Source organism: Curtobacterium sp. USHLN213, assembly GCF_037144815.1.
In the GTDB taxonomy this organism is placed as follows: Bacteria; Actinomycetota; Actinomycetes; order Actinomycetales; family Microbacteriaceae; genus Curtobacterium.
The window spans coordinates 1-12,708 of record NZ_JBBCYQ010000019.1 but is presented as its reverse complement, the minus strand read 5'-3'; the positions used below and the strand labels follow the sequence as shown (position 1 = coordinate 12,708).

Here is a 12,708-nt window from a genome sequence, read left to right as displayed (position 1 = left end):
CCCGACGGCCCCGTCACACTGCGATCCCGACGCGCAAAGGAGTACGCCCTCATGGACACCGGACTCATCACGACGCTGATCGTCGTCGGAGTGGTGGTGGTCCTCCTCGTCGTCGTGGGGATCTACCTGTGGGTCACGTACAACTCGCTCGTCACGCTGAAGGTCCGCGTCGACGAGGCGTGGAGTGACATCTCCGTGCAGCTCAAGCGCCGCGCCGACCTCATCCCGACGATCGTCGAGACGGTGAAGGGCTACGCCACGCACGAGAAGTCCGTGTTCGAGGCCGTGACGAAGGCCCGCGCCGAGACCCTCAGCGCCGGGGACGCCTCGAGCGCCTCCACGGCAGAGGGGCACATGCAGAAGGCGCTGAAGAGCGTGTTCGCGGTGGCCGAGGGGTACCCGCAGCTGCAGTCCAGTCAGAACTTCCTGCAGCTGCAGTCCGAACTCGTCGACACCGAGGACAAGATCCAGTCCGCCCGTCGCTTCTACAACGGCGGCGTCCGCGAGCTGAACACCAAGATCCGGGTCTTCCCGAACTCGTCGTTCGCGAAGAGCCGTGGCTTCACCGAGGCGTCGTTCTTCGAGACCGCCGAGCCCGCGGCGATCGCCGAACCGCCGCGCGTCCAGTTCTGACCCGCCCGACGACGGCTGCGACGTGTACAGCGCGATCGCGCGCAACAAGCGCAACACGGTCCTCATCGTCCTGGTCTTCCTGCTGATCATCGGGGCGCTCGGGTTCCTCGGCGGTTACCTCGCCGGCAACGTGTCGATCGGTGTGATCGTCCTCGTGGTCGCCCTCGGGTACGCGCTGGTGCAGTACTTCGCCGCGGGTCGCCAGGCCACCGCGATCGCGGGCGGCATCGAGATCGACCGGAACACCGAGCCACGACTCTGGCGCACGGTCGAGAACCTCGCGATCGCCACCGGGATGCCGATGCCGCGCGTCTTCGTGATCGAGGACCCGTCGCCGAACGCCTTCGCCACCGGCCGTGACCCCGACCACGCGATCGTCGCCGCGACGACCGGGCTGCTGGCGATCATGGACGACCAGGAGCTCCAGGGCGTCATGGCCCACGAGCTCGGGCACGTCCGGAACTACGACATCCGCGTCTCCACGATGGTGTTCGGGCTCGTGGTCGCGGTCGGTCTCATCGCCGACGTGCTCCTCCGCATCTCGATCTTCAGCGGGCTCGCCGGCGGTCGGAACCGGAACAACGACAACGGCGGCAACAACCCGATCCTGCTCATCGCCGGCCTCGTCGCGGTCATCGTGGCACCGATCGCCGCGGCGGGCGTGCAGGCCGCGGTGTCCCGGCAGCGGGAGTACCTGGCGGACGCGACCGGCGCGATGACCACCCGCCACCCCGAGGGGCTCGCCCGTGCGCTCGAGAAGCTCGGCGCGTACGGCCGGCCCATGCAGACGCAGAACTCGTCGATGGCGCACCTCTGGATCGCCGACCCGATGCGGCCCGGCCTGATGGACCGGCTGTTCTCCACGCACCCGCCGCTGCCGGACCGGATCGCGCGGTTGCGCGGGAGTCTCGACCGGTTCTGACCCGACGGCGGGCACCGCCGACCGGGTGGGGCCCAGGAGGCGCGGGTCGGCCCCGCCCCGCACCACCGGCCCGTCAGACGGCCGGTTCCAGCGCCACGCTCGCGTCCGCGTCGTCGGCCGCGACGTGCGGCACCAGCCGCACGCCGAGCGCCTCCGCGACCGCAGCCGCGGCGGTTCCGCGATCGGTGACCTCGACCCCGTCGAGTCCCTGCCACGCGGCCGTCCGTCGGAGGGTCTCGGCGAGCCGACCGGCATCGAGCCGCTCGCCCGGCTCTTCCCACGCCGTCCGCACGCGCAGGACCCCGCGCTGCCGGTCGCTCTTCAGGTCGACCCGCCCGACGAGCCGGTCGTCCTGCAGGACGGGCAGGACGTAGTAGCCGAAGACCCGCTTCGGTGCCGGCGTGTAGATCTCGATCCGGTAGTGGAACCCGTACATCCGTTCGGCCCGCCGCCGGAACCACACGACCGGGTCGAAGGGACTGAGCACGGCGTCGGCCGTCACGTGCCGCGGGACCCGGGCGTCGGCGTGCATCCAGGCGCGCTCGGCCCAGGACTCGACCCGCACCGGCACGAGCTCCCCGGCGGCGACGAGTTCGGCGATCGCCGCGGCGGTGTCGTCGGAACGGAGCCGGTAGTAGTCGGCGATGTCCGCGCGGGTGCCGACGCCGAGTGCCCGGGTGGCCCGACGGACGAGTTCGAGGACGGCTGCGGGTCGCGCCGGTGCGTCCTCGAGCGTGCCGGCAGGCAGGACCTGCTCGGGGAGCGCGTAGACCCGCTCGAAGCCGGACCGTCCGGCGCTCACGACGTCGCCCCAGCGGAACATCTGCTCGAGCCCGAGCTTCACGTCGCTCCAGCCCCACCACGGCCCCCGGCGGACGTTCGACTCGTGCTCGACCGCGCTCGCCGGCATCGGCCCCTCGGCCGCGAGCAGCGCCCGGAGCTCGCGCCGGACCCCCTCGGTCCGCCGGACGCCGTCGATCCGGTTCGGCCACGCGTCGCGCTCGCGCAGCGCGTCCATCCGCCATCGGAAGAGGGGGAGGTCGGTGCGGTCGACGAACGCGGCCTCGTGCGCCCAGTACTCGGCGTAGGGGCCGCGCTTCGACATCGTCAGGCGGTCGAGCGTGGACCGGTCGTAGGTGCCGAGCCGGGCGAAGAGGGGCAGGTAGTGGCTGCGCTCGAAGACGTTCACGGAGTCGATCTGCAGCAGGCCGAGGCGCGCGAACCCCGCGTTCAGCGCCCGGGTCGACACGGCGTCGGCAGGTGGCTGGCCGAAGCCCTGGGCAGCCAATGCGACGCGGCGGGCCTCGGCAGCGGAGAGCGTGGTCCTGACCATGTCCGAAGGCTACCGATCGCCGCCGACACCCCGTGTCCGGTGACGTATGCCGTATCTGGTACCTGTCGGGCCGCACATCGGTACACTCGCGACCATGGCATGGGGCAGAAAGCAGCAGCAACCGAGGCATCCGGACCCCGTGGTCGAGGAGTCGGTCCCGACCGGCATGCGGATCGCCGGCGCGTGGTCGTGGCGGATCCTGGTCGTCATCGGGGTGATCGCGGTCTTCATCTGGCTGATGACGATCTTCAGCCAGATCCTCATCCCGTTCCTCGTCGGCATCGTCGTCTCGGCGCTGCTCGTGCCGATCTCGAACTGGATGCAGCGCCACCACGTGCCGAAGTGGCTCGCGGTCGTCATCAGCCTGCTCGGCGGACTCGCGGCGATCGGCGCGCTGGTGTGGCTCGTCGTCGACCAGATCATCGCGTCCTACCCGTCGCTCCGAGACCGCACGGTCGACCAGTACGCGAACATCAAGGACCTCGTCCTGAACTCCGGCCTGGGGATCACGCAGGGCGACGTCAACGGCTGGCTCGACGACGGCACGAAGTGGCTGCAGGACAACAGCGCGTCGATCCTCTCCGGGGTCGCGAGCGCGGGGTCCGGTGCCACGCACGTGTTCGAGGCGCTCTTCATCATCCTGTTCACCACGATCTTCCTGCTCATCGACGGCAAGAACGTGTGGCGGTGGGCCGTGCGGCTCTTCCCGAAGAAGGCCCGTGCGACCGTCGACGGCGCCGGTGTCGCGGGGTGGATCACCCTGACGAGCTTCATCCGCGTCCAGATCTTCGTCGCGTTCGTGGACGCCGTCGGCATCGGGCTCGGCGCCTTCATCGTCGGGCTGTTCTTCGGCGGCATGCCGCTGGTGATCCCGATCGCGGCGTTCGTCTTCCTCGGTGCCTTCATCCCCGTCGTCGGTGCGATCGTGACCGGGTTCCTGGCCGTCTTCGTCGCGCTCATCTTCAACGGCCCGCTCGCGGTCGTCCTCGTCCTCGCGGTCGTGCTGCTCGTGCAGCAGATCGAGGGACACATCCTCCAGCCGCTCGTCATGGGCAACGCGGTCAAGGTCCACCCGCTCGCGGTGGTCCTCGGCGTCACGGCGGCCTCCGGGCTCGCGGGCATCGCCGGTGCCTTCTTCGCCGTGCCGCTGATCGCCACCGTGAACACGATGGTCATGACGATCGCGAGCGGCCGCTGGCGTGGACTCGACTCCGAGCACGTGCTCGAGGCCACCCCGAAGCGCGGCCAGCACGGGCAGCTCCAGCTCCGGCGGGGCCGCCGCCACAAGGTCGGCGACGCGGTCCCCGCACCGGGCAGCAAGCCGGAGCCGACGGCGGCTGAGGGCACTGCCAGCACCAACTGACGTCACGGGTTCGTCAGGAGTGCCGCGAGCGACGATGATGGACCCGTGACCGACACCACCACGCCGCTGATCCCCACGCTCGACGACATCGAGAAGGCACGTGTGACGATCGCCGGGGTCGCCCGTGTCACCCCGATGGAGACCTCGCAGTTCCTCGCCGAGGTCCTCGGGTCGCCGGTGCACCTCAAGTGCGAGAACCTGCAGCGCACCGGTGCGTACAAGGTCCGCGGTGCGTACAACCGCCTGTCGACCCTCACCCCGGAGCAGCGGGCCGCGGGGGTCGTCGCCGCGAGCGCCGGCAACCACGCGCAGGGGGTCGCCCTCGCCGCGCGCGAGCTCGGCATCCCCGCGACGATCTTCACGCCGGTCGGCGTCGCCCTGCCGAAGCTCCAGGCCACGCGGCACTACGGCGCCGAGGTCGTCCTGCGCGGGCACTCGGTGGAAGAGGCGCTGAGCGCGGCCAAGGACTTCGCGACACGGACCGGAGCGGTCTTCATCCCGCCGTTCGACCACCCCGCGGTCATCGCCGGCCAGGGCACGCTCGGGCTCGAGATCCTCGACCAGGTGCCCGACGCCGACACGGTCATCGTGCCGATCGGCGGCGGCGGCGTCATCGCCGGCATCGCCCTCGCCGTCAAGGGCGTCGCCGAGCGCCTCGGACGCACCATCCGGGTCATCGGGGTGCAGGCCGAGAACGCCGCCGCCTACCCGAGCTCGCTCGAGGCCGGCGAGCCCGTCACCGTCAGCACGAAGCCGACGATCGCGGACGGCATCGCCGTGGCGCGACCCGGCGACCTGAACTTCCCGATCATCCGCGACCTCGTCGACGACATCGTCACCGTGTCCGACGACGACGTCGCCCGGTCGCTCCTGGTGCTGCTCGAACGCGCCAAGCTCGTCGTCGAGCCCGCCGGAGCCGTCGGCGTCGCGGCGATCATGTCCGGTGCCGTCCGCGACACCGGTCGCACCGTCGTCCTGCTCAGCGGCGGCAACATCGACCCGCTCATGATGGAACGCGTGATCACCCGCGGCCTCGTCGCGGCGTCGCGCTACATCGGCATCCGCATCATGCTGCCGGACCGCCCCGGTCAGCTCGCCCGCGTCTCGCAGGTCATCTCGGACGCCGGCGCGAACGTCGTCGAGGTGCTCCACACCCGGCACGGCCAGGGGCTCGTCATCAACGAGGTCGCGCTCGACCTGTCGATCGAGGCGCGCGGTCCGGAGCACGCGCAGGAGGTCATCCACCGCCTGCACGAGGTGGGCTTCCAGCCGGAGCTGCTCGAGCACTGAGACGGGCGCTGGACCGAGCCGGAGACGGACAGGAGGGGGGGGGGGGGGGGGGGGCCCCCGGGCCGCCCCCGCCCCGGGGGGGGGGGGCCCGGGGCCCCCGCGCCTCCTGTCCGTCAACGGTGGCGTCTACGGCTCGTAGCGCTCGACCTTCGTCACCTCGACGGCGATCTCCTTGCCGTTGGGTGCGGTGTACGTGGCCTTCTCGCCGGCGCGCAGGCCGACGATGGCCGCGCCCACCGGGCTGACCGGGCTGTAGACGGTGAGGTCCGAGCCCTCGCCGACGATCTCGCGGTTGCCGACCAGGAACGTCGACTCGTCACCGGCGATGACGGCGGTCACCACGGTGCCGGGCTCGACGGTGCCGTCGAAGTCCGCTTCGCCGACGGTGGCGTGCTTGAGGAGCTCGGTGAGCTGACGGATGCGGGCCTCGATCTTGCCCTGCTCGTCCTTGGCGGCGTGGTAGCCGCCGTTCTCCTTGAGGTCGCCCTCTTCGCGAGCGGCTTCGATGCGGTTCGCGATCTCCTGGCGACCTTCACCGGACAGCGTCTCGAGCTCGGCCGTGAGGCGGTCGTGCGCCTCTTGCGTCAGCCACGTGACCTGGGTGTCGTTGCTCATGGTGATTCCCTTCAGCAAAGAACAAGACCGGCCGGTGTGGCCGGTCTTGTCCGCGAATCACAGCAGTCTAGGGAACCCAGCAGTCGTGGATCAAGCCGGTCACGCCCCGTGACACGGTGTTCACAGGGGTGCTGATGCTGCGCACGCGCTGATCGGATGCCGACACCCGGATCTCGCGCCAGCCGACGATCGTGTACGACTTGTCGAGGACCTGGACGGCGCACTTCGCGACCGTGCCGGGGTCGACGGAGATCTGCGTGTGCACGACCACCTGGTGGTCGGAGACGACCTGGTACCCGACGTCGTCGGTGTCGAGGCCGTGGCTGGTCTGCTCGGGACCGGCCCAGACCACCCAGACGATGAACACCAGGGCGACGGCGGCAGCGGCGACGATCCCGATCAGCCGCGTGCGACGAGCGCGTCCGGGGGTGCGGCCGTAGCGGTCGTCCAGCGTCGCGGTGGTGCTGGCGGACGGCTGAGGTGCCGGTTGGTGCTGCGGTTCGGACAGTTCGGGGCTCCCGGGGTGATTATCCTGATCCCAGGGTAGTTCACGTGACACTGTGTGCTGCCACGCGATCAGTGAGGAAGACCAGTGCCGTACCGCTTGATGGCCGTCCACGCCCATCCCGACGACGAGTCGAGCAAGGGAGCGGCGACCGCGGCGAAGTACGCGGCCGAGGGCAACGAGGTCCTCGTGGTCTCCTGCACGGGCGGCGAGGCGGGGGACATCCTCAACGACCAGCTCGGCGAGCCCGCCACGAGCCGGGCGCACCGCGACATGGCCGGGTACCGCCGCACCGAGATGGCCGGGGCCCAGGCGGCGCTCGGCATCGACCACCTGTGGCTCGGGTACCACGACTCCGGCCTGCCCGACGCCGACAAGGGCGAGACGGTCCGCCCCGGCACCTTCTCGACGGTGCCGCTCGAGTACTCGACCGAGGCCCTCGTGCGGGTCATCCGACGCTTCCGCCCGCACGTGCTCGTCACCTACGACGAGAACGGCGGCTACCCGCACCCGGACCACATCCGGACGCACGAGGTCTCGGTGGCCGCCTGGCGCGACGCCGCGGACCCCGACAAGTACCCCGACGCCGGGCCCGCGTGGTCCGTCGCGAAGCTCTACTACGAGCGCACCATGAACCCCCGGCGCTTCCGGACGGTCTTCGAGGCCCTGCAGGAACGCGACCCGGACAGCCCGGCGGTCGAGCAGCTGCGCGAGTGGGTCGAACGGTTCGCCGACCGGCCCGACCTCGCCACGACCCACGTCGACGTGCACGAGTACTTCGACGCGCGTGACGCGGCGCTCCGGGCCCACGCGAGCCAGGTGCCGCCGGACAGCGCCTTCTTCTACTGGCCGAACGACCTCCTCGCGACGGTGTGGCCGACCGAGGACTACCAGCTCGTCGAGGCCCGCGTGCCGACCGAGCTCCCCGAGTCCGACCTGTTCGCGGGGATCCCTGCCGACAAGGACACCACTGCGTGAGCACCCTCCACGCGGCACTCGCCGCGACCCCCAGCCCGAGCCCGACCTCGAGCGTCCCGGACGTCGACGTGACGCCCGGCGTCGCGGGCTTCATCGCGATCGCGGTCGTGGCCATCGTGACGATCCTGCTCGTGATCGACATGACGCGGCGCATCCGGCGGACCCGCTACCGGGCGGAGATCCGGGAGCGGCTCGAGGCCGAGGCGAACGGCACCGCGGGTGGCGATCGTGACGGCGTCGACCGTGACGGCATCGATCGCGACGGCGTCGCGACGGACGAGCCGGAGCGGCGTGCGGCCGAGGACGGCCGGGCCGACGTCGGGGACGACACCGAGCGCGGCTGACGCCACGGGCGCGGCTGACGCGACCGGCGCGGCTGACGCGATCTGTGCGGTGGACCCGCGTGTGTGCGGGACGGGAGGCACGGTGCGGGCCCGACCCGCGCCTCCCGTCCGACGGACCGTCGCGGTCAGCGCACCGGGTCCAGCGCCACGATGAGGACACCCGCCCACTGGGCGGCGAACGCAACGACCGTGAGTGCGTGGAAGACCTCGTGGAAGCCGAACACCGTCGGCGACGGGTTCGGCCGCTTGAAGCCGTACACGAGTGCGCCGAGGATGTAGGCCACGCCGCCGGAGAGCACGAGGACCGTCATCGGGACGCTCGCGGCGAAGAACTGCGGCAGCAGCCCGAGCGCCGCGCAGCCGAGCACGAGGTAGATCGGCACGTAGAGCCACCGGGGCGCCCCGATCCAGAGGACCCGGAAGGCGATGCCGAGCGCCGCGCCGGACCACATCACCCAGAGCACCACGACCATCAGGGTGTGCGGCAGGGCGCAGATCGCCACGGGTGTGTACGTGCCGGCGATGAGCAGCAGGATGTTCGTGTGGTCGATGCGCTTGAGCACCGCCTTGACCGTCGGGCCCCAGGGGAACCGGTGGTAGGTCGCCGAGACGCCGAACATCGCGAGCGACGTCGCCATGAACACGGCGCTGCCGACCTTCGCCGCGGGTGAGCCCGCGAGGACGATGAGCACGATGCCCATCGCGATGGCGAACGGGAACGCCCCGAGGTGGATCCAACCGCGCCACGCGGGCCGGGGTTCGGACGCGCTGGCGGTCGTCCGTCCGGCGGTCGCGGTGCTCGCGGCCTCGTCGGTGAAGGGGACGTGGGGGAGGGTCCCGGTGTCGTGCTCGGCCTGCATGGTCCGACCGTAGGGGCCGATGCCGAACGAACGCCGAACACGGGCGGACGGCCCGGGGAACGCGGCTCGCTCCGAGGCACCGTGCACTATGTTCGTTCCGTGACCGGCAGGGTGGGATGGGCAGGACGAGGGATCCTCTACCGCGCCTACCAGAACCGGATCCGCCGGCAGATCGACGGCTCGGCGATGCCGAAGCACGTCGCCATGATCGTGGACGGCAACCGTCGCTGGGCGAAGCAGCTCGGCCTCGAGTCCGCCGCGCACGGGCACCGCGCGGGCGCCGCGAAGATCCCGGAGTTCCTGACGTGGTGCGACGACCTCGGCATCGAGGTCGTGACGCTCTACCTGCTGTCGTCCGACAACCTCAAGGGTCGTGGCGGCGACGAGCTCGAGCAGCTCGTCGGCATCATCGCCGACCTCGCGGGGACCCTGGCCGACCACCGGGACTGGCGGGTCCAGCACGTCGGCTCGAACGAGGGCCTGCCCGAACCCCTCGTCGCCGCGCTCTCCGCCGCCGAGCAGCGCACGGCGGAGCACACCGGGCTGCACGTGAACCTCGCGGTCGGCTACGGCGGCCGTCGGGAGATCGCGGACGCCATGCGCAGCATCGTGCAGGCGCACGACGAGGGCGGCGGCACGCTCGACACCTTGGCCGAGGTCCTCACGCCCGAGCTCATCGGCGACCACCTCTACACCCAGGGGCAGCCGGACCCCGACCTGGTCATCCGGACGTCGGGCGAGCAGCGGTTGTCGGACTTCATGCTGTGGCAGAGCGCGCACAGCGAGTTCTACTTCGTCGAGGCGCTCTACCCGGACCTGCGCGAGGTCGACTTCCTGCGCGCCGTCCGCGACTTCGGGTTGCGGTCCCGCCGGTACGGCGGCTGACGACCGCCGTTCCCCGCACTGCGGCGGCTGTCGGCCGTTCATCCCAGTAGACTCACAGGGTTTTCGTCCCACGGAAGGTTGCCCCTGTGAACATCGCCGAGTACGCCTCAGGCTTCGCCGAGGAGCCCGGCTACCTCGACCACGCCGCCTTCGGTCCCGTCCAGACCGCTGTCCTCGAGGAGCAGCGCGTGCTCGGGACGATCCAGGAGCACATGCGCTTCGGCGCCATGGAGACGCTCGACGAGCAGGACGCCCGGGTCCGCACCGTCGCCGCACGGCTCGTCGGACGGCGCGAGGACCAGGTCGTCTCGCAGACCGCCACGACCCCTGGGCTCCTGCACGCCGCGTTCGGGCTCACCGGCGGCGTGCTCGTCTCCGCCGACGAGTACCCCTCGCTGCCGCTGGCCCTCGCGAGTGCCGCCTCGGCCACGGGCGGTCGCGTCCAGCCCGTCGTGATCGAGTCCGGCGCCGGGTGGATGACGCCGTCGCTCATCGAGTCGCGCCTGTCCGACGACGTCACCGCGGTCGCCGTCTCGCTCGTCGACTGGCAGACCGGCTACCTCGCCGACCTCGCCGCCATCCGCGAGGTCATCGGCGACCGCCTGCTCATCGTCGACGCCATCCAGGGCTTCGGCGTGGTCGACGCCCCGTACGAGCTCGCCGACGTCATCGCGACGGGCGGCCAGAAGTGGCTGCACGCCGGGTGGGGCACGGGGTTCACCGCGTTCAGCGACCGCGCTCTGAACCGCCTCCGGCCCGCCCTGTCCGGCCCGCACGGCACGACCGGGTGGCCGACCGAGGTCCCGTCGGTCCGTCCGGGTGCCGCCGGCTTCCAGATGACCCGCACCGACCCGGTGTCGCAGGCACGCCTGGCGGTGTCGCTCGACCGGCTCACGGCCGTCGGCGTCGCCGCCGTGCAGGAGCGGGTCACCGACCGGGTCGAGCGGGTGTTCGACATCGCCGACGAGTTCGGCCTCGCCGTCGAGTCCAGCCGCGACCCCCGGGAGCGCGCCGGGATCGTGGTGCTCCGACCGCCGCAGGGACGGCTCACCGCGCTGTCCGCGGCGTTCCACAACCACGGCGTGACGGTCACGACGCGGCTCGGGGTCGCGCGGGTGTCGGTGTTCGCGTCCACCACGGACGAGACGCTCGACATGTTCCGCGACGCCTGCCTGTCGTACGCCACGATGCAGTAGCGGCCGCGTTGTTCACGTGACCGTAACTCGGGGAACCGCGTGTCGCTGGTGCCGTGTCGGGGGTCGGACGTAGCTTGTCCCCATCGGGCACCGCGCCCGATCGAAGCGGCCACAGTCGGTGCTTCGCAGACCCGCTCCACGGCCGCGTTCGAGGACATGGACCGGGCCGAGCGCGGCCCGGGGATGGAGTGGTCGTGACCTCTCAGAACGTCTCTCGCGGAACACAGCAGCAGCACACCGCGGACTCGTCCACATCGGTCGCCCAGCGCACGTACGTGCTCGACACCTCGGTGCTCCTCAGCGATCCGCGGGCACTGTTCCGCTTCGCGGAGCACGCGGTGGTCCTGCCCGTCGTCGTCGTCAGCGAACTGGAGTCCAAGCGCAACGACCCGGAGATCGGGTACTTCGCCAGGCAGGCACTCCGACTCCTCGACGAGCTCCGGATCGAGCACGAGCGGCTCGACTTCCCGATCGCGATCGGCGACGGCGGCTCGTTCCGGGTCGAGCTGAACCACTCGAACCAGTCCGTCCTCCCGTCCGGGCTGCAGCTCGGCGACAACGACTCGCGGATCCTCGCGGTCGCCTCGAACCTCAAGAACGACGGACTCGACGTGGTCGTCGTGTCGAAGGACCTGCCGCTGCGCGTCAAGGCGTCCTCGATCGGCATGGCGGCCGAGGAGTACCGCGCCGAGCTCGCGGTCGACTCCGGGTACACGGGCATCGCCGACCTGCAGGTGTCCGGCGAGCAGATGTCCGACCTCTACGAGAAGGAGGAGATCCGCTCGTCGCAGCTCGACGGCGTCCCGGTCAACACCGGCGTCGTCATCCACTCCGAGCGCGGCTCGGCCCTCGGCCGGGTGCGCACCGCCGGCGCGGTGGCGCTGGTGCGTGGCGACCGCGAGGTCTTCGGCCTCCGCGGGCGCTCCGCCGAACAGCGGCTCGCGATCGACGCGCTGCTCGACCCGGAGATCGGCATCGTCTCCCTCGGCGGCAGCGCCGGCACGGGCAAGTCGGCGCTCGCGCTCTGCGCCGGTCTCGAGGCCGTCCTCGAACGCCAGCAGCACAAGAAGATCATGGTGTTCCGGCCGCTCTACGCGGTGGGCGGCCAGGAGCTCGGGTACCTGCCGGGCGACGCGTCCGAGAAGATGAACCCGTGGGCACAGGCGGTGTACGACACGCTCGGCGCCCTGGTCTCCGACAACGTCCTCGACGAGGTCGTCGAGCGGGGCATGCTCGAGGTGCTCCCGCTGACGCACATCCGCGGGCGCTCCCTGCACGACGCGTTCGTGATCGTGGACGAGGCGCAGTCGCTCGAGCGGAACGTCCTGCTCACGATGCTGTCCCGGATCGGGCAGAACTCGCGGGTGGTCCTCACGCACGACGTGGCGCAGCGTGACAACCTGCGGGTCGGTCGGCACGACGGGGTCGCGTCGGTGATCGAGCGGCTCAAGGGGCACCCGCTGTTCGCGCACGTGACGCTGACGCGCTCGGAGCGGTCCGCGATCGCGGCGCTGGTGACGGAGATGCTCGACTCGCCCGACCTGGTCTAGCGGCGGCGCGCGGCACGCGCCGGCCGAGACTCGGCCCAGCGGACAGTTTCGTGGCATCTCGGCCACGAAACTGTCCGCGGACGCGAGTCTCGGCTGTCGGAAGCACCGCACTGACGGACAGGAGGCGGGGGGGGGGGGGGGGGCCCGCCGCCCCCGGCAGGGCGGGGGGGGGGGGGGGGGGGGGGGGGGGGGGGGGGGGGGCGGGGGGGGGGGGGGGGGGGGGGGGGGGGGGGG

General features: G+C 71.4%; 13 protein-coding genes. 9 read left to right on the top strand and 4 right to left on the bottom strand.

What is annotated here, in order from left to right; translation table 11 throughout:
* The first annotated feature begins 51 nt into the window (after positions 1-51).
* Both WFH25_RS18620 and WFH25_RS18615 read left to right on the top strand, forming a co-directional pair.
* A complete protein-coding gene (locus WFH25_RS18620) occupies positions 52-633 on the top strand; it encodes a LemA family protein (protein WP_070416768.1) in 582 nt (193 codons plus the stop codon).
* A 22-nt stretch (positions 634-655) separates the two neighbouring features.
* On the top strand, positions 656-1,555 hold the full coding sequence (locus tag WFH25_RS18615; RefSeq protein WP_071302385.1) for a M48 family metalloprotease: 900 nt from the start codon (positions 656-658) through the stop codon (positions 1,553-1,555).
* Between the two features lie 73 nt (positions 1,556-1,628).
* Here WFH25_RS18615 and WFH25_RS18610 read toward each other — a convergent pair whose 3' ends face one another.
* The gene (locus WFH25_RS18610; protein WP_336698963.1) at positions 1,629-2,888 is read right to left on the bottom strand and encodes a winged helix-turn-helix domain-containing protein; all 1,260 of its coding nucleotides are present in this window, start codon (positions 2,886-2,888) and stop codon (positions 1,629-1,631) included.
* A gap of 94 nt (positions 2,889-2,982) precedes the next feature.
* Between WFH25_RS18610 and WFH25_RS18605 the strand changes: the two genes are divergently transcribed.
* Positions 2,983-4,251: an AI-2E family transporter gene (locus WFH25_RS18605; RefSeq protein WP_336698961.1), complete on the top strand. Its 1,269-nt coding sequence runs from the start codon at positions 2,983-2,985 to the stop codon at positions 4,249-4,251.
* 45 nt (positions 4,252-4,296) lie between these two features.
* Complete coding sequence (gene ilvA / locus WFH25_RS18600; protein ID WP_070416764.1) at positions 4,297-5,541, top strand: threonine ammonia-lyase; 1,245 nt, start codon at positions 4,297-4,299, stop codon at positions 5,539-5,541.
* A 126-nt stretch (positions 5,542-5,667) separates the two neighbouring features.
* Here the strand turns inward: ilvA and greA are convergent, their stop codons facing one another.
* Entirely contained in the window at positions 5,668-6,156 is a 489-nt protein-coding gene (greA, locus tag WFH25_RS18595; protein ID WP_070416763.1) for a transcription elongation factor GreA, read from the bottom strand.
* A 67-nt stretch (positions 6,157-6,223) separates the two neighbouring features.
* Entirely contained in the window at positions 6,224-6,781 is a 558-nt protein-coding gene (locus WFH25_RS18590) for a DUF4307 domain-containing protein (RefSeq protein WP_336698958.1), read from the bottom strand.
* Between WFH25_RS18590 and mca the strand changes: the two genes are divergently transcribed.
* Together mca and WFH25_RS18580 are read left to right on the top strand one after the other, a co-directional pair.
* On the top strand, positions 6,749-7,639 hold the full coding sequence (gene mca / locus WFH25_RS18585) for a mycothiol conjugate amidase Mca (RefSeq protein ID WP_336698957.1): 891 nt from the start codon (positions 6,749-6,751) through the stop codon (positions 7,637-7,639). The genes WFH25_RS18590 and mca overlap by 33 nt on opposite strands.
* On the top strand, positions 7,636-7,983 hold the full coding sequence (locus WFH25_RS18580) for a hypothetical protein (protein ID WP_336698954.1): 348 nt from the start codon (positions 7,636-7,638) through the stop codon (positions 7,981-7,983). The genes mca and WFH25_RS18580 overlap by 4 nt, the downstream gene beginning before the upstream one ends.
* A gap of 125 nt (positions 7,984-8,108) precedes the next feature.
* On the opposite strand, the gene trhA is transcribed toward WFH25_RS18580, so the two are convergent.
* Positions 8,109-8,843: a PAQR family membrane homeostasis protein TrhA gene (gene trhA, locus WFH25_RS18575; RefSeq protein WP_070419188.1), complete on the bottom strand. Its 735-nt coding sequence runs from the start codon at positions 8,841-8,843 to the stop codon at positions 8,109-8,111.
* 99 nt (positions 8,844-8,942) lie between these two features.
* On the opposite strand from trhA, the gene WFH25_RS18570 reads away from it, so the two are divergent.
* The 3 genes from WFH25_RS18570 (at position 8,943) to WFH25_RS18560 (ending at position 12,474) form a co-directional block, all read left to right on the top strand.
* Positions 8,943-9,728 (top strand): isoprenyl transferase, encoded by a 786-nt coding sequence (locus WFH25_RS18570; protein WP_229085150.1) that lies wholly within the window; start codon positions 8,943-8,945, stop codon positions 9,726-9,728.
* A gap of 86 nt (positions 9,729-9,814) precedes the next feature.
* Positions 9,815-10,924: an aminotransferase class V-fold PLP-dependent enzyme gene (locus WFH25_RS18565; RefSeq protein WP_336698953.1), complete on the top strand. Its 1,110-nt coding sequence runs from the start codon at positions 9,815-9,817 to the stop codon at positions 10,922-10,924.
* 188 nt (positions 10,925-11,112) lie between these two features.
* Complete coding sequence (locus WFH25_RS18560; RefSeq protein WP_336698952.1) at positions 11,113-12,474, top strand: PhoH family protein; 1,362 nt, start codon at positions 11,113-11,115, stop codon at positions 12,472-12,474.
* The last annotated feature ends 234 nt before the right edge of the window (positions 12,475-12,708 follow it).